Origin of the sequence: Pseudobutyrivibrio ruminis (assembly GCF_015057245.1) — a bacterium.
In the GTDB taxonomy this organism is placed as follows: Bacteria; Bacillota; Clostridia; order Lachnospirales; family Lachnospiraceae; genus Pseudobutyrivibrio; species Pseudobutyrivibrio ruminis_E.
In genome coordinates this window covers 139949-158098 of sequence record NZ_SVET01000007.1, presented here as the reverse complement: position 1 = coordinate 158098, position 18150 = coordinate 139949, and the positions used below count along the sequence as shown (strand labels likewise).

Here is an 18150-nt window from a genome sequence, read left to right as displayed (position 1 = left end):
TATACAACTAATTAAAAGATAATGCAAGCACTTTTTTAATTTAATGTGCTAAAGCATCCTTAATTTTCTGTCCAGTTACTGTTCCAGCGACTCCACCTTTACCAGTTTCCTTTATATTAGGATTCATATCTTTACCTACAGCACTCATAGCATCAAACACTTCATCTGCAGGAATTCGACTTTCAATACCAGCCATAGTAAGCTCTGCTGATGTAACTGCATTCATAGCGCCACAAACATTTCGCTTAACACATGGAACCTCTACTAGGCCTGCCACTGGATCGCATGCAAGACCAAGAAGATTTTTTAAAGCAAGTGCTGCCGCATTAGCACTCTTTCTTCCATCTCCGCCGCGAAGATATACAAGTCCTGCTGCCGCCATTGAGCTGGCTGCTCCGATTTCCGCCTGACAGCCACCTTCAGCACCGGCAAGTGATGCTCTGGCTGCTATTACCTCACCAACTCCTGCTGCTACAAAAAGAGCCTCTGTCATCTTTTCATCAGTAAGTCCTAATTTCTCCTGAGCTGCTATAAATACTGCTGGAACAACTCCACATGAACCGGCAGTAGGTGCAGCAACAATTCGTTTCATACAGGCATTGCCCTCAGCAACACGAAGAGCCAATTCCATAACACGGCCTGCAAAATCGCCAACTAAAGCATTACCACTGTCAAGGTATTCTCTAAGAAGACCTGCCTCACCACCTACTAAGCCGCTGTTGCTTTTCACTGTCTTATCGTAATTAAGGGCAGACTCCTTCATTGCTGTGTACATGCGCTTCATATTTTCAAAGGATTCTTCCTCTGAAACTGCGCGTTCTTTGCAATCGTCCTGCTGAACTATCTTCCAGAAAGGAACTCCGCTATTCTCTTCTAATTTACAAATCTCTTCTACTGAATCAAACATCTATAATCCTCTACTCTGGACAGTAATATGAAACCTTCATAATACCTTCTAGTTTTTCTAATTCTTTGATTGTGCTTTCTGGAACACACTCATCACATTCAATTACCATAACAGCTTCTCCGCCACGTTTTTTACGGTAAAGCTGCATTGTAGCAATATTGATATGTTCTATACCAAGAAGTCTTGTAACCTCAGTAATATATCCTGGCTTATCAACGTTATGTACTATAAGGGTTGGGCTTTCTCCAGAGAAGTTGGCCTTCACTCCATCAAGCATAACAACCTGTATACGTCCACCACCAATAGATGATGCCACTACTTCCAAACTATGACCAGATGTGCCATGCATTATGACCTTTGCAGTGTTAGGATGAACATCTCCTAAATCTGCTGCCTGAATTGTAAATTTAAAGCCCATCTCCTGTGCAACAGCAAAGCTTTCTGGAAGTCTTTCGTCGTCGCAGGCCATACCAAGCAAGCCACCTACGATAGCCTTGTCTGTACCATGGCCTTTTCCTGTTTCTGCAAATGAGCCGTGCAAATAAATCTCAGCACTTTCGATTTTTTCTGCCATTAGTTTGTTGCAGACATTTCCAATTTTGGCTGCTCCTGCTGTATGAGAGCTAGAAGGACCTACCATAACTGGTCCAATAATATCAAATAGATTCATTAAAAAATCTCCTAATAGTTTTTAAGCTCACCGGCAATATTTAAAGAAAAATAGTCCTTTATTTCAGTAGGATTATTAGTCTTTCCAAGAATCCACATAAGCTTTGTAAGGGCTGCTTCACTGGTCATATCCTGAGCTTGAAGCACTCCACTTTCGAGAGCTCTTTTGCCAGTCTCATAAACATCCATCTTTGAGCCCTCGTATCTACACTGAGTTCCTACAACAACTGTCATTCCGTCAGCAATAACCTTTTCGATTGTGCTGATAAAATCATGCTTCAAAAATGGCATGCCACCAATTCCAAAGGCTTCAATATAAAGTCCCTTGTATCCTTGTGCCGCAATTGATTCAACAAGGCTTCTATGAATACCAGGGAACATTTTAAGCATGCAAACCTCTGTAGAATAATTGTTTTCCAAATGGAATACACCGTTTCTAACAGGGATTGTACTATCGTCAATATTCATACCAAGTGAGCTAATTTCAGCTACATTTGGATAATTTATGCTCTCGAATGCGTCAAAGCTAAGGGAACGAACCTTTGATGCTCTACATCCAAGCATAACCTTGCGATTGAATGCAACAAACACTCCGGCTCTACCACTTGCTGCCATATGAATGGCGCATCGCAAGTTTTCCATAGCATCAGCTATTGGGTTTGTAATAGAAAGCTGTGAGCCAGTAATTACAACCGGAATATTTATGTTTTGAAGCATAAAAGAAAGCATAGACGATGTATATGCAAGTGTATCTGTCCCGTGGATTACAACAATGCCATCATAGTCATTACGTATACCACCAATATGCTCAGCAAGCTTGCTCCAATCCTCAGGGAAAATATTGGCACTATCAACAGCCATAAAATCTTCTATTTCAAAATTAATATCACCTGACACCACGTGAAGTTCACGTTTCATATCCTGTGTGGAAAGTCCTGGTGCCAAGCCACTTTCCTTCATAACTGAAGATAATGTTCCGCCAGTATTAATAATAAGTATGTTCCTGCTCAATGCTTTCTCTCCTTTTTCTTAGGAATATAGAATACACCTTTTAAAAAGCTTAGTCTAGATTTAACTAAGATGCTCATTTCCATTAATATACTTAGAAAAAAACGCCTGCTATATTACAGCAGACGCCTTCATCTTTGAACAAAACTATACATCTAATTTAGAAATAATACAATTACTTCCAAAACAACAACAAACACTCAAAGTGCATTTTTCCTATGCACATGCGTCGATTACCTCGGGGCATGAATAAAGTGTCTCTGGGTCAATGTCTATACAATCTTCTTCACCATTTTCACCTACATTCCAAGCCAGAGTATCATTCATTATGCAACACCTATTAATAAAAATATCAATATCTTTTAACTGTTTAAAAATACCCTTGTCTAAATTAGGATTCATATCATATTCGGTTATTTTCCCATCAGCAAAATAGACCCAAACTTTATAATTTATTTGTGGTACAACCTGAACAATTTCAATCATGCTCTTACCTCAGTGGTTCAATCTTTGTTAATGTTTCCATTAGCTGCGCTAACTTCCAATCTTCAAGCAATTCTTCTTTATGGATGATAGCCCAAGCTAATACTAATTTCATTTGTGTAGATGGAAGATTTCCCTCTAACACTCTAGCTTTATTAATATCTATTAATGCCTTATAATCTCCATATTTTGCGTGAAAATGCGGAGGATTATGATCATCATAATACATCAAAATATCAATTCCAAAAAATCTAGATATAACTGGCATTTTGCACAACTCCTTTTATTTATCTATTGAAATAATATCATAGTTTTTGCACTCTGCCCAGTTTATCTTCGCTAGCTTATGCACATTTATTTAAAATTGCTATTATATCTTCCTCCTCCAACTTAACATATGAGTTTTTTGAAATATTGCTAGTTCTAACTGCTTCAGATGCCATAACCTGGAATTTGCTATTATCAATTCCAATTTCTGTTAAAGTTAAAGGCATTCCTATACTTTTAAAATATTCTTTCAAACACTCAATTCCCTCTTTTGCAGCAAGCGTATCATCTAATTTTTTCACATTAAAAATTGTCCTTGCAAATCTTGCAAATCGATGTTTTGTGGCGTCATTTAAAACATATTCCATCCATGCAGGTGTTAGAATTGCAAGTCCAATTCCGTGAGTAACATCATAAAACCCGCTTAGTACATGCTCTATTGGATGTACAGACCAAGCACCACCTTTTCCCACTGTGAGTAAATGATTTAGACCAATTGTGCTTGCCCACATAAGATTTGATCTTGCCTCATAATTCTCTGGTTCGTCAATAGCCTTTCTTCCATATCTAATCACGGTCTTCATTACTGCTTCACTAAGAGCATCTGTAATATATGCTTCATCGTTAGGCTGAAAATACTGCTCCATAACGTGAGACATAATATCAATCACCCCTGCCGCAGTCTGCTTTTTAGGAAGAGTGTATAGATAGGTTGGGTCACATACAGAAAGCTTAGGATATAAAAGTGGTGTGTTGATTTCCAACTTCTCGCAAGTATTTTCATTTGTGATAACTGCACCTGAGTTCATTTCAGAACCCGTAGCACATATAGTAAGCACTACAGCTATTGGCAACGCCGATTTCACTAGAGACCTATCAAGAACTAAATCCCATGGATTGCCTTCATAACAAGCAGCTGCTGCAATATGTTTAGATGCATCTATAGTACTGCCACCTCCCACTGCAAGTATTACGTCTATATGATTCTCCTTACATATAGTCGTACCTTTTTCAACAATAGACAGCTTAGGATTAGGAGTGATTCCGCCTAACTCATAGACTTCGAAGTCAGCTAGCTGTTTTAACACCTCATCATATATTCCATTCTTCTTAATGCTTCCACCGCCGTAGGTTAATAGTACTCTTTTACCATACTTGCTAAGTTCTTCCTGCAGGCAATCAATCTTGCCCTTTCCAAATCGTATATCCGTAGGAATTTTAAAATCAAAGTTATTCATAACATACCTCTATATTTTAGCCTTATATCTATCGTATCTCAGGTCGTACAGATCTATATCAGTTGTATCTGTAGTAATCAGCTTAGCCAACTGTTCGCCTACAGCCGGGGCAATTCCGAATCCATGACCATTGAAAGCACAAGCCACATAGAGCCCATTAATCTCGTCCACCTTGCCTAAGGCAGGTACACCATCGGCTGATGCATCCATCCAGCCAGCCCAGGTCCTTACAATCTTAGCATTAGCAAGATCTGGGAAGTACTTCATAATACCTCTGCAGATACATGGAGCTGTCTTAGAACTATTAGATACCATACCATTATCCTTATTATATCTCTCAAGACCAGAGGAGCCACCGAATACAAATGAACCATGCTTGGTCTGATGACCGTAGAAATCAGCCTCGGCTGTGCCTAGCATCTGATCGAACATGTGAGGCTGAGCTTCAGTTACAAGGCACTCTAATAATGAATTAGTCATTGGAATATCGATTCCTACCGAAGTAAGTATATCTCTTGAATCGAGACCTGCAGCCACCAGAACACTCTCACCCTCGTATATGCTGTTAGGAGTAAACACCTGACGTATCTTACCTCTGATGAGTCTCAGTTCCTTAACTGGCTCTCCACTGATGAATCTCACTCCCATCCTTCTGGCCATCTTATAGTAACCTAATGTGGTTGTAAGAGGGTTGGCATGTCCATCTGTCGGACACCAGCTGGCACATATTACCTCCTCGGATAAGTAAGGGTTGATGCGCCTTACCTCATCCCCGTCTATCATACGTACATCCAGACCTACACCCTTCGCATTATTTGCAAGCCTGGTAAGAATCTCTCTATGCTTCTCAGTCTTGCCCAGCCTAAGATTGCCATCCTGATGGTATTCACAATCCACCTCAAGCTCCTCTGATAGGGTAGGCCACAGATTCTTAATTCCATACATTACAAGAGGTAGCTCTCTCACATCGCGACCTGACTGTCTTACACCGCCACCATTTCTGCTGGAACCACCATTTCCAATATGGTCGCTTCCCTCCAGCACGATTACATCTGTGACACCTCTCTTGGCCAGATAGTATGCAGCTGCGCATCCGATAATTCCTCCACCGATAATAATAACCTCTGCTGTGTTCTTCATATTAATTCGCCTCCTTTAACTCATCTGCCTCGTGGGCGAATACCTTCATCTCAATAGGTCGCATAGGAACTCTACTAGTTGCTGGTTCCAACTCTGCAGGAGATATACCCAGCTCTCTTGCAACAATTCCCTTTACCAGCTTTGAGCAGGTCTGTCCCTGACATAGTCCCATACCAGTCCTTAGATATCTCCTAATCTCAGTCAGAGTCCACATCCCCTCATGGACTGCCTTTCTGATTTCTCCCTTAGTAATCTCCTCACATCTGCAAATCAACATATCATCATCTGGCATAGGTACGAATTCACCTATATCTCTACTTCTATCATTAATACTATTCATGATTCCTCCCCCTTTACACTGCCTTGAAAAATCTAGCCTTCATTGCATATTCCTTAGGAACACGTATGGTTAGTAGATTGGTCTTATCAAATGCCTTATTGCTTTTAACACTAACCACCTGAGCATCACATACTTCCTGGCCGTTTCTTCCTAAGCCCTTACCCTTAGCTCCTACCTCTGGAAGTGGCAGGAATTCATATGGAAGGGTGACTGTAGCAGTACCATCGCCACAATCCTCATCTACTAAGAAGATAGCCTGTCCCGAACAGCTGGCCACGCACATGCCACAATTGATACACTCACTTCCATCCACTACGATAGGCAGTGAAGTAATATTAGAACCGATGGAAATGCATCCCTTCTTGCATGCATCCTGACATGGGTTACATGGGATATTCTGGGTGCATTCCATCACTGGATGTACTCCCACTCTGTGAGTCACACCAGGATATCTTTCGATTTCATCATCTGACACATAACCGTGAAGTAATAGATTCTTAGAAATATCTATACCTTCCTCTGTCTTCTCTATTTCCTTTCCTCTATTCTTAGGTGCAAACATGCCCTGTCTGAGACCTTCTAGCGCATCCTCTAGCACATTGAGCTCTGCATCCATCTCCTCTGATCTCACGTAGCCTAGAAACTCTGATGCTACCACACCAGCCATCCTACCCTCAATCATAGCTGATGATGCTTCCTCTATACCGCTCACATCTCCAGCTACAAATATGCCAGGGATTGAGGTGCGGCCATATTCATCACAGATAGGAACCTGACCTCCACGCTTAGGATTGTCCTCCATCTCGCAGCCTGCCATCTTGAGAAGCTGAGACATAGGCGAGAGTCCTACAGCCAGGCAGATAGTATCCACATCGAAGTGCTTCTCGGTACCAGGGATGAATTTGAATGAGGAATCCACCTGGGCAATTGTCACTCCTGTGACCTCAGTCTCCCCCTCTGCCTCAACGATTGTATGAGATAGGTAAAAAGGAACGCCTGTACGCGCCACTTTGGCTGCATGTACACCATATCCTCCCACTCTAGGAGCTGCATCTACCAGTGCGACCACTTCGCATCCACACTGCATAAGCTGAAATGATACAACCAGTCCTACATTTCCAGAACCTAGCATCAGTACTCTCTGGCCAGGTCTCACGCCATGTAAGTTCATCATAGTCTGAGCAGCTCCAGCACCTATTACACCAGGTAGAGTCCACCCTGGAAATGTAACCATATTCTCAGCAGCTCCAGTTGCAATAATTATCGAATCTCCCTTGTAATGAAGTATTTCATCATCTATTTTTACAACCACTTCCTTATCTTGATATAGGCCAATTACAGTGGCATTTAGTACTACTTCTACGCCTACTTCATCTGCTTCATCTAACAGTTGTTTTCCAATTACGAATCCTCTAACCTTAGCTCTGTGTTCCTTGGAACCAAAGAACTTATGAATCTGTTTAAACAGCTGTCCTCCCGGTTTCTCATTCTCATCGAATACAACTACATGTAATCCTCTTTTAGCAGCTTCAATTGCAGCCGACAGTCCAGAAGGACCTGCACCTACAATAATTAGATCGTATCTTTTCATAATTATGCCTCCTTCTACTGTTCCTCAAATGGCTTATCACTCACTCCGTACTGAGTTCTCACATCCATGCCTGGTTTTAGTGGAGTGATACAGGTCCTTACATTAGGTATTCCATCAACTACCATTACACAATCAGTGCATCTGCCTATGGCACAGAAGATTCCTCTAGGCTTGTGCTCCTTTTTCGTATACCTGTGAACCATGAGTCCTGCAGCCTTAAGAGCTGCAGCTATAGGTTCTCCCTCGAATCCTTCCACTTCCTTACCATCGAAAGTGAATATAACTCTTTCTCCCTTTTCCTGTACTCCAAGTATTGGATGCTCTTTAATTCTCGCTTCTGCCATAATCTGTGACTCCTTTCTATATGTATATTTAGGCTAAGTCAGGCTTGTCCCAAAGCTTAAGAGGAGTTCCTAAGCCCTGTTTTATAGCATTTTCATAACAATACTTTCCCCATGCCACATCTTCTACAGGCATACCTCCTACGGAAAAAATTACGATTTGATCTTCATAATCTCTGTCCCTTTTAGTACCTTTAATAATGTCTCCCAGATCTATCATCTCATCCTTAGAAATGATTCCATCATGAATCATATCTGTGAATTTAGATCCGATTATATTGTTAGCTCCAAAGGATGGATAAGGAAATTCCTCTGCCCAGGCTTCATATAATGCAGTGTTATCCACCACCAGTTTGCACTTAGCCATCTCCTTGTCATCCATGTCAAAACAACTCAGCCCTATGATAAGAGCCCCCTTCTTAATCCATTCATACTTAACATATGGATAAGTAGATGGATCTGTGTTTCCTGAATTAGCAAAAGTTATTACATCTGTATCCCTTACTAGCTCCTCTACCGTATCTACAGCTCTTATAGTCTTAATATGTGGATATTTCTCCTTCGCATATGCGATAAAGCTATCTAATGATTTCTGTCCTCTACCTTTCACCTTAATTTCCTTAATGCTTGGGCAGCTTGTAATAATTGCTTCTAGAGAAGTCTTTCCCATTACCCCTGGTCCGCATATACCACATATTTGAGCATCACTTTTTGCTAAATATCTGGCTCCTACCCCTGGGATAGCACCAGTTCGCATGGCACTCAGTATATTGGCTGACATTAGAGCTAATGGTGCCCCGGTGTCTTTGTCATTTAGCATTACTGTTAGGATGGATCTAGGAAGTCCCTTAGCTCGATTATTTGAATTGCTGCCATACCATTTCATTCCTGCCATATCAAATGGACCTCCGATATAAGCTGGCATCGCCATAAATCTTCTATCATCTCCCTCATCAAGTGGCATATTAGGAAAAGGTGACTCCTTAGGGAAGGACACCTGGCTTCCGTGAGAATTGTGATTCTCACCTCCCATTACATAATCTCCTGCATTCAGGCATTTGATAACATCCTCCATGGTATCTATACAGGCTGGCATATTTTTGACTCCAGCTTTAATCATCTCATCTTCGCTTAAAAAGATGAAATCAATCTTTGGATAACTCATATTTTTCCCTCCTTGCGCATATAATAAAAAAACGAAGCCAGCATATAATCTGCTGGCTCCGTTGCCTATTTCTTGTATTTAATTTAACCCGAATAGTACCATATAACAATTACTACTATGTACCTTTTTTCTACTCCTTTTTGCTTATTCCTACCACCAAGTAAGTAGGGACATAAAAATAGCTGATGACTAATATTTGTTACTTAGCAACCGTTGTCTAGACGATAATTAACTCATGTAAGGTTCATCCCACAGCTTAAGCTTTTTACCAATACCTTTCTCAAGCGCTCTCTGATAACAATCATAGCCCCATGACAAATCTTCAATGGGCATACCACCTATAGAGCACATGACGATTTCATCATGGCTTGTTCTACCTTCTTCCCTTCCATTAACTATGTCACAGATATTCTTAACCTTGCTTCTATCTACCTTATTGGTATCAACCAGATGAACGAAATGGATTCCCATAATTACCCATTCTCGCTTATTGCCCAACTCATCCACTGGTCCTCTCGCTTTGAAGTTACTCAGATATTTCTCATACATTCCATAGTTATCTACCACCATAGTGGTATTTAAGAAGTCATCATAGGAACGATATAAGAAGGAACCCATACTAAACACTGTGGCCCCCTTCTTAAACCACTCTAACTTAAACTCTTCCATATGCTCCTTGGAAACTGACATAGCCTCAGATACCACATCCGCATCCTTACAAGCTTCCTCCAAGGAATTACATATAATTACCTCTTCCACCTGAGGATAATTCTCATGTATAAACTCCTTCATGGCAAGGGCTGTCTTAGAGTTAGGCGAACTACCCCTTAGCTTAATCACCCTAATATTTGGAAGCACTTCCATGTAACATATCAGTGCACATTTATTAATAACTCCAGGCCCTATCAGACTAAGAACCCTCGAATCCTTATTGGCTAGATATGTGGCTGCCATGGCTGGCATAGCCCCTGTTCTCATAGCCGATAATAGATTAGCAGACATAATCGCCTTAGGCGCTCCAGTCTCCACATCCGACAGGGTTACCATGAGAATAGATCTAGGCAATCCGTGCTTAGTATTATGACTATTAGATCCATAATATTTCTGTCCTGCTATATGGAATCTTCCACCTAAGTATGCAGGCATTGCCATAAATCTCCTATCAGGTCCATCATCTAATGGGAATCCTTCTATATCTGATTTCTGAGGGAAGTTCATCTGTAGACCATGTTCATCGGCTTTGGGACCTCCCAGTAAGAAGTCCTTTTTGCCAAAGAGGGATAAAGTATCCCTCATAGTCTCTATACAGCTAGCGCCATCCAGTACCCCAGCTTTTATCATGTCTTCTTCATTCAAGTATAAAAAATCAATTTCTGGATACATTTTCCCCTCCATTTAATTATTCTTTAAGCTTAGTCCACATATCGTCATAGATTGCTAGACTCTCAGTATCTAGATATTTAACGAACTCACCACCTGAGATTACCTCTCCTGGTACATTCTTAGCCTCGTTAGAAATATAATCATCTCCCATTAACTCTAAAGCTGCATCATTAGGACAAAGGTATGGGAAGTCCTCGATATTGAGCGTGGCTGCATCAGCTGAAAGCATATAATTGATGAAAGTCATAGCATTATCATAGTTCTTAGCGCCCTTTGGCACACACCAGTTATCTAAGAATACATATGCACCTTCTGTAGGATATACCACCTTGATACTTGGATTCTCATCCATTGCAAGGGCAGCCTCTGCTGACCAGATAGCACCTACACTACAGTCTCCTGAGATAAGAGCTGACTTAGGAGAATCTGAATCGTATAGCTTGACATTGTCCTTAAGGGTCATTAACTTAGCTGCCACTTCCTCTAGAGTAGCTGGATCAGTTTCGTTCATGGACAATCCCATAGATCTCTCTGTTATACCGATAATCGCTCTATAATCATCTAATACTACTAATGAATCCTTGAGACTCTCATCAAACAGATCATCGTAAGAATCAATCTCCATATCCACTTTGTCAGTGTTGACAGCTATACAGCACACACCGCCCTCATAAGGTACAGAATACACATTGCCTGGGTCAAAGGATTCATCTAGATAAGCTTCAGAGATATTGCTAAGGTTTGGTAGAGCCTCCTTATCAATCTCCTCTAATTTGTTCTGAGCAATAAGATACTCAACTGCATAATCACTAGGAAGCACTATATCGTAAGTTCCCTCTGCCTCAGATTTAAGCTTGGCTAACATATCCTCGTTGGAAGAATAAGTTGACACATTTACCTTAATTCCAGATTCCTCTTCGAACTGTGAAATAGCCGTTTCAGACACATACTCAGTCCAGATGAAAATATTAAGTTCACCGTTACTGGCCTCTGCCGTAGAACCTCCACATCCTGTAAGAGATGCTGTCACCATAGTTGCAATTGATAGAATCCCTAATTGTCTCTTCATAAATTATTCCTCCTTTTATTTTTTCTTCTTTAATAAATCTCCTTGCGTAATAAATACAAAAAGAATTGTTCCAACCAATATTAAAGTGGATAATGCATTAACATCTGGCGCCACTCCACTCTTGACACTTTCCATTACTTTCAGAGGATATGTCTTAGTCTGTCCATATACAAAATAGCTTATGATTACATCATCAATAGAAAGGGTAAAGGCCAAAAGCGCACCGCCAAATATTCCAGGAGCAAGGGTTGGTAATGTCACTCTGAAAAAGGTAACAATTCTGTTTGCTCCCAAGTCTAAACTAGCTTCCTCAATGGAATTGTCATATCCTGATAGTCTGGCTCTTACATTGAAAATTACAAATGGAATACAGAATGTCACATGCGCGAGAATTAGTGTTAGCATTCCTCTGGGTATATTCACATTTGAAAAAATAGTTAGTAAGGAAATTCCAAGTACTATCTCTGGTATTACTACCGGTATATATAAAAGTCCATCAATGAGACCCTTACCCCTGAATTTGTATTTATACATGCCTATAGCTGCCAGCGTTCCAATAGCTGTGGCGAGAAAGGTACTTATCACCGCAATTATCATAGTATTTCCAAAGGCTTCTAAAAGGGATGTATTATCCCATAGCTTAATGTACCAATCTAGTGTGAATCCCTTCCAACTCATATATGGCTTAGTAGTGGTAGCATTGAATGAATTAACCACTATTACTGAAATTGGTAAGAATAGGAAAATATATACTAAGGTGCAAAATATCACGCCTAACTTGTGGGTCACTTTCTTTTTCTTCATCAACATCAACTCCTTACTAATCTACACTCCAAGAGCGTCCATATCTCCGCCTAATCTCTGATAAATCTTAACCAATATCAGGGTTACTACGATTAGTATGATGGATAAAGCTGCTCCCAGTGGCCAGTTGTTACCGCTTTGGAACTGTCTTTCTATCAAGTTACCTATTACATCCGAATTACCGCCTCCTAAGATATCCGATACGAAGAAGTATCCAAGGCATGGTATAAATACCATTAGACTTCCAGAAAATATTCCTCCTGCTGTAAGGGGAAGAATTACATTTATGAATGTCTTCATAGGCCTAGCACCTAAGTCAGATGATGCCTCTAGAAGCGACAGATCAAGCTTTTCGATTGACGTATACAAAGGCAATATCATAAAAGGAATAAGGCAATACACCATACCTAATATAGTCGTTCCATTCTTATATAGGAGATTTAGAGGCTCCTTTATAATATGAAGATTAGATAATACAACATTTAACCATCCACTGGTTCCAAGGAAACTCCTCCATCCGTATATACGAATTAATGAATTGGTCCAAAACGGAATAATTACAAGCATATAAAGCAGCTTCTTATTCTTGCTCTTGGTCCTTGCAATCAGGTATGAGAATGGATATCCCACCAATATACATATGACTGTAGTAAGAAATGCAATCATTATTGATTGAACATATATTTTTAAATAATCTTGATTTGCTAATCTAATATAATTTTCCAAAGTGAATTTGTATTCAATATTGTAGAATTCATCAATGGAGCAAAAGCTCATAACTGCTACAAATAATAGGGGAAGTGCGATTAACAGCACCATTACAATCACTACTGGCCCAACCATAACTAAGGCAGGTATTGTATTAGAATAGAAATGAAGACTTCTCTTTTTACCTCCCATCAGATACCTCCTATGCCAGCTTAATATTATTTAACGCCTCAAATATAAAATGACTCTTGTTATGTATCAAAACCGCATCCTCAGGATTCCAATATGGATAGCATCTACTTCCAATCTCTGGAATATCCTGTCCTGCCAGTCTCTCAATCTTAAGCTCATTTCCGTTAGGCAGAGATACGATGCACTTAAGCACAGAGCCTACATATACATAATCCTTAACCTGAGCCACCAGCCCAAATCCTTCCACCTCCTTAGAAGAGAACTTCATCTTCTCAGGTCTAACAGAGACGCTGGCGTATTCAAGTATGGAGAAATCTTCAGGGCACTTAACAAGTACCACTCCATTTTCTAGGGTAATCTTAGCTATGCCATCACTTATGCTGGTAATACATCCATCATAGATATTAGTCTCACCTATGAATGTCGCCACGAACTTGGTCTTAGGCTTCTCATATATCTCAGTAGGTGTGGCTAATTGATCTATTACACCATCATGCATAACAGCTATTCTGTCGCTCATGGTCAAGGCCTCTTCCTGATCATGGGTAACATATATAAATGTGATGTTAAGCTTCTTCTGTAATCTCTTAAGCTCAAGCTGCATCTGTTTCCTCAGCTTAAGATCCAAGGCGCCCAGTGGCTCATCCAATAGCAATACCTTAGGCTTATTAATAAGTGCTCTTGCAATAGCCACTCTCTGTTTCTGACCGCCAGATAACTGAGATGGATACCTCTTCTCAAACCCAGATAGTTGAACCAGATCCATCATCTCAAAAACTCTCTCTTTTATTTCAGCCTTACTCACTTTTTTAATTTTTAGGCCATAAGCTATATTTTCGTATATGGTCATATGTGGAAATAATGCATAGGATTGAAATACCGTATTTACGTTTCTTTCAAATGGTTCTTTCTCCTCTACATTCTCTCCCTCAACCTGAATAGAACCTGTAGTAGGCTCCTCGAATCCAGCAATCATTCTAAGGGTTGTAGTCTTGCCGCAACCTGAAGATCCCAGCAGAGTTAAGAATTCTCCCTCCTCCACAAATAAATCCAAATCCTTTACCACATGATTGCTTCCGTATATTTTGTTAACTCCCTTTAATTCAACAATTTTTTCCATGCAATCACCTCAAAACTACAATGCTTTTAATCCTCTTTCACCTGTTCTAATTCTTACTACATCTACCACATCCTTAATAAAAATTTTGCCATCACCTACATGGTCTGTCGCGCAGGTCTCTCTAACCTTAGAGATAATTGTCTCCATGTCGGTGTCCTCGATTACTACTTCCACCTTTACCTTCGGTAGTAAATTGATTGTAGTCTTGAAGCCTTTGAATTCATTAACCATTCCTTCTTCTGAGGAAATGCCCTTTTGTGTACCACACCCCATTACTGTAGAAAGTGTCATTCCACCACAATTGACTTCATCCAAAATATTCTTAATATCCTCCAGCTTCTCTGGTCTAATTACAATCTCTAATTCCTTCATATTGCCTCCTCCTTCTACAAATCATAAAGGGGCTTATCCATATATGGATAAGCCCCTTTGCTCGCGTGAATTATTTATTTTCATAAAATATAATCCAACAGCTTCATTTCTTCAATTCACATTTTTTACCATCTTAGTACTTATAAATAAGTAGTTAGGCCTTTTCTCTAATCATTTTAAATAATTGCACTCTGGTATTAATTTCCAGCTTCCTATATATGTTAAGAATATGCTTCTTTAGAGTGTTAGGCGTAATAACAAACTCCTGACATATATCCCCATTATCCTTACCATCCATAAGAGCCTTTAAAATCTCTGACTCTCTCTTGGTAAGTTCATACTTAATAGTAGCCTCTTTGACAGATAGCTTACCCTGTACTGATTCCTTATTTTTAGAATGCTGCTCTAACCTATATGCCAAATGATCCTTCAATATATCAAGTACAAATATATCATCATAATGGAAATTCTCTTTGCCTATGGTCCTATAGAAAGTAATGGCTCCCAAGAATTTCTTGTGTCTAGCCAGCACCACTTGAAGAGCATAGTGCCAATTATTAGGCTTGTACACTCGCTTATAATACTCTGTCTCTACCCTGGCATCGTCAGATATAATATCTGTCTCCCTATATATAAGCATCTTGCCACTGGCCACTATTCCTCTACTATAATCTATATCCTCATATATCTCAGATAAATCCATGTCACAATTATAAGTGACAGGATTGCATAGTAGATGCCCCTCTTCCTTAGAAGCCAGATAGAAATCCGCACTATCGAAATCAATTATCATTTTAAGCTCCTCAAAAAGCTTAAGCCTCATATCGTCAAAATTCTCAGTAGTATATATCTTATAGATAATATTATTAAGTACCAACCAATCATTAGTTTCTAATTTTTTCATAGGCAAACCTCACTTATCCAATCTCCTCTAACTCCTTCATCCAAATACTATAGCTTGCATCACTTGGCATCCTGAAATCGCCCCTTGGGGAAAGGGTAACTGTTCCCACTTTAGGAGCATCTGGCATACAGCTACGTTTAAATTGCTGAGTGAAAAATCTTTTGTAAAAGATTTTCATCCATTTTAGTATTTCTTCTTTTTCATAATCTAAGTTAAAACTGAGCAGAGCCAATCTATAAATTTTACTTGGAGGAAAACCAAAGCGTAGCATGTAATACAAGAAATAATCGTGCAACTCATATGGTCCAACCAAATCCTCAGTCTTTTGCTCTATCACTCCATCTTTGTTTGGTGGCAACAGCTCAGGACTCACAGGGGTATCTAAAATGTCATATAAAGTAGTTCTCAGTTCAATTTCAGAGTTCCTTGCCTCGAAATCAACAAGCCATCTTACAAGCGTCTTTGGAATAGATGCATTTACTGCATACATGGACATATGGTCTCCATTATATGTAGCCCAACCTAACGCCAATTCCGATAAATCGCCAGTACCTACAACAATGCCATTTAACATATTTGCTCTGTCCATAAGTACCTGAGTACGTTCTCTAGCCTGTGCATTTTCATATGTAACATCTTTCTTTTCTTCTGTTTGACCTATATCCACAAAATGAACTTTTACACTTTCTTTAATATCAATTTCCTCTAAAGTCGTGCCATATAATTTTGCTAGTAAACACGCATTATTGTATGTCCTATCCGTAGTACCAAATGCAGGCATTGTGATTGCATGAATCCCCTTTCGATTCAATCCTAACCTGTCAAATGCATGTATTGCTACAATTAACGCCAGTGTAGAATCAAGTCCTCCCGACAGGCCAATTACCACATTTTTACAACCTATATGCTTTATTCGTGTGGCAAGTCCTACAGATTGCATTGTAAGGATTTCCTTGCACCTATTGTTTAGATTACTTTGTTCAGATGGCACAAATGGAAGCTTTGGGGGCGTATGTTCTAATACAGTATTAGTTTTTGCTAAAACACATTTGATTTCTTCAGCCCTCACACCAGCCTTAAAGGTATTCATTCTCCTTCTTTCATAAACAAGCTTATCTACATCGATATCTGCTATAACCATCTCATTAACAAATAAATCTGATTCTGCAAGAACAGTTCCATTTTCGACTATTATGTTATGTCCAGCAAATACCATATCTTGAGTAGATTCTCCTATTCCAGCATCCGCATATACGTATCCACAACATAAGCTTCCGGACTTTGCCTTTATCAAATTTCTTCTGTACTCACTTTTTCCTATAACCTCATCACTAGCAGATAAGTTAAAAATAATTACTGCTCCACTTTCAGCCAATCTTATGGAAGGACTATCTGCAACCCACAGATCTTCGCAGATTTCTATACCAAATTTAAGGTTAGGCATGGATTCCAAAGAATAAATCTGATTACAACAAATAAAAGATGACTTTGCCTTACCAAAGGATGCCTCTTCTTTAAAGTCAGCTTCTGCTGGAGTGAAATGTCTCATTTCATAAAACTCACTGTAATTAGGTAGATTCTGCTTTGCAGTTCCCCCTATAACCTTTCCATGATTAATTACTACAGCTATGTTGTACAATTTATGTTTAATAACACACGGCAAACCAACAATAGCCACTATATCTAAATGCTTAGTTTCATGAGCAATATATTCAACAGCCTCCATAGCTCCTTTAAGTAAGGTATCCTGCAAAAATAAATCACCACAGGTATAGCCAGTAATACAAAGTTCAGGAAAGCAGATAATTTTTACACCTCCATCTGTAGCCTCCTTTATCTTTTCAACAATCGCATCTGCATTATGTTTAGTATCCGCTACTTTTATATCACATGTTGCACTTGCAACTTTAATAAATCCATCAGTCATATTGTTCCCTTCCTTTTATATTAATCAACATATTCACACCTACTCCAACTAATATTCCAATTGCAGTATCAAGAAACCTATTCCAAACAAATAGATATGGGTGCATATCTCCTATATGGTTTACTGCAATGCTTAAAAATACCACACAAGAGAAATATGATGCTTGTTTTTTATTCACCAAAACTGTTGTATATATTATTACAACAATCATTACTGAAATTACTGATGCCGCTATGTAATCATAGTCAAGATTAACATTCCTAAGCAGATTTATTTTAACAACTATATATATAAAGCCAAAAATAGTACCAATAATAGTGCCTATAAATCTTTGCTTAGCATTTTTTATAGTATTATTCTTACTGGCCTGCATGCACCATAAAGCTGAAAGCTGTGAGTAAAAAACTATACCAGCCTCATTCCTCAAATCATCAATCAAAAAGCATATAAAAACTGCTACTGCTGATTTAATTATTCTCATCCCAATTTTGGGGATTTTTGCTGTTTTATTCATAAATTGTT

The 18150-nt window shown here is 39.3% G+C and carries 20 protein-coding genes; all 20 read right to left on the bottom strand.

Annotated features, from left to right (window positions below; all coding sequences use genetic code 11):
- Positions 1-40: 40 nt before the first annotated feature.
- Positions 41-907, bottom strand: a complete 867-nt coding sequence (sdaAA, locus tag E7274_RS08240; RefSeq protein WP_304175167.1) for an L-serine ammonia-lyase, iron-sulfur-dependent, subunit alpha — start codon at positions 905-907, stop codon at positions 41-43.
- Between the two features lie 10 nt (positions 908-917).
- Positions 918-1577 carry an L-serine ammonia-lyase, iron-sulfur-dependent subunit beta gene (sdaAB, locus tag E7274_RS08235; protein ID WP_304175166.1) on the bottom strand — a complete coding sequence of 220 codons (660 nt, stop codon included), beginning with the start codon at positions 1575-1577 and terminating at the stop codon, positions 918-920.
- Positions 1578-1588: 11 nt separating this feature from the next.
- Positions 1589-2587: an asparaginase gene (locus tag E7274_RS08230; RefSeq protein WP_304175164.1), complete on the bottom strand. Its 999-nt coding sequence runs from the start codon at positions 2585-2587 to the stop codon at positions 1589-1591.
- A gap of 213 nt (positions 2588-2800) precedes the next feature.
- The gene (locus E7274_RS08225; RefSeq protein WP_304175162.1) at positions 2801-3070 is read right to left on the bottom strand and encodes a DUF2442 domain-containing protein; all 270 of its coding nucleotides are present in this window, start codon (positions 3068-3070) and stop codon (positions 2801-2803) included.
- A 4-nt stretch (positions 3071-3074) separates the two neighbouring features.
- Entirely contained in the window at positions 3075-3335 is a 261-nt protein-coding gene (locus E7274_RS08220; protein WP_304175160.1) for a DUF4160 domain-containing protein, read from the bottom strand.
- 76 nt (positions 3336-3411) lie between these two features.
- Positions 3412-4572 carry an iron-containing alcohol dehydrogenase gene (locus E7274_RS08215; protein WP_304175158.1) on the bottom strand — a complete coding sequence of 387 codons (1161 nt, stop codon included), beginning with the start codon at positions 4570-4572 and terminating at the stop codon, positions 3412-3414.
- A 9-nt stretch (positions 4573-4581) separates the two neighbouring features.
- A complete protein-coding gene (locus E7274_RS08210) occupies positions 4582-5712 on the bottom strand; it encodes an NAD(P)/FAD-dependent oxidoreductase (RefSeq protein ID WP_304175157.1) in 1131 nt (376 codons plus the stop codon).
- A 1-nt stretch (position 5713) separates the two neighbouring features.
- Complete coding sequence (locus tag E7274_RS08205) at positions 5714-6052, bottom strand: (2Fe-2S)-binding protein (RefSeq protein WP_304175155.1); 339 nt, start codon at positions 6050-6052, stop codon at positions 5714-5716.
- A 13-nt stretch (positions 6053-6065) separates the two neighbouring features.
- Positions 6066-7643, bottom strand: a complete 1578-nt coding sequence (locus tag E7274_RS08200) for an FAD-dependent oxidoreductase (RefSeq protein ID WP_304175153.1) — start codon at positions 7641-7643, stop codon at positions 6066-6068.
- Between the two features lie 14 nt (positions 7644-7657).
- Positions 7658-7987, bottom strand: coding sequence for a (2Fe-2S)-binding protein (locus E7274_RS08195; RefSeq protein ID WP_304175151.1), 330 nt, complete (start codon positions 7985-7987; stop codon positions 7658-7660).
- Positions 7988-8015: 28 nt separating this feature from the next.
- The gene (locus tag E7274_RS08190; protein WP_304175149.1) at positions 8016-9149 is read right to left on the bottom strand and encodes a tyramine oxidase subunit B; all 1134 of its coding nucleotides are present in this window, start codon (positions 9147-9149) and stop codon (positions 8016-8018) included.
- A gap of 228 nt (positions 9150-9377) precedes the next feature.
- Positions 9378-10532, bottom strand: a complete 1155-nt coding sequence (locus tag E7274_RS08185; RefSeq protein ID WP_304175147.1) for a tyramine oxidase subunit B — start codon at positions 10530-10532, stop codon at positions 9378-9380.
- A 16-nt stretch (positions 10533-10548) separates the two neighbouring features.
- Positions 10549-11601, bottom strand: coding sequence for an ABC transporter substrate-binding protein (locus E7274_RS08180; RefSeq protein ID WP_304175145.1), 1053 nt, complete (start codon positions 11599-11601; stop codon positions 10549-10551).
- Between the two features lie 15 nt (positions 11602-11616).
- The gene (locus tag E7274_RS08175; protein WP_304175143.1) at positions 11617-12405 is read right to left on the bottom strand and encodes an ABC transporter permease; all 789 of its coding nucleotides are present in this window, start codon (positions 12403-12405) and stop codon (positions 11617-11619) included.
- Positions 12406-12426: 21 nt separating this feature from the next.
- On the bottom strand, positions 12427-13305 hold the full coding sequence (locus E7274_RS08170) for an ABC transporter permease (RefSeq protein WP_304175142.1): 879 nt from the start codon (positions 13303-13305) through the stop codon (positions 12427-12429).
- A 10-nt stretch (positions 13306-13315) separates the two neighbouring features.
- Positions 13316-14425, bottom strand: a complete 1110-nt coding sequence (locus E7274_RS08165) for an ABC transporter ATP-binding protein (RefSeq protein WP_304175140.1) — start codon at positions 14423-14425, stop codon at positions 13316-13318.
- A 15-nt stretch (positions 14426-14440) separates the two neighbouring features.
- A complete protein-coding gene (locus E7274_RS08160; protein ID WP_304175139.1) occupies positions 14441-14797 on the bottom strand; it encodes a P-II family nitrogen regulator in 357 nt (118 codons plus the stop codon).
- A gap of 154 nt (positions 14798-14951) precedes the next feature.
- On the bottom strand, positions 14952-15701 hold the full coding sequence (locus E7274_RS08155) for a response regulator transcription factor (protein WP_304175137.1): 750 nt from the start codon (positions 15699-15701) through the stop codon (positions 14952-14954).
- Between the two features lie 13 nt (positions 15702-15714).
- Entirely contained in the window at positions 15715-17628 is a 1914-nt protein-coding gene (locus tag E7274_RS08150) for an NAD(+) synthase (protein WP_304175135.1), read from the bottom strand.
- Positions 17621-18142: an FUSC family protein gene (locus E7274_RS08145; RefSeq protein ID WP_304175133.1), complete on the bottom strand. Its 522-nt coding sequence runs from the start codon at positions 18140-18142 to the stop codon at positions 17621-17623. The genes E7274_RS08150 and E7274_RS08145 overlap by 8 nt, the downstream gene beginning before the upstream one ends.
- Between the last annotated feature and the right edge of the window lie 8 nt (positions 18143-18150).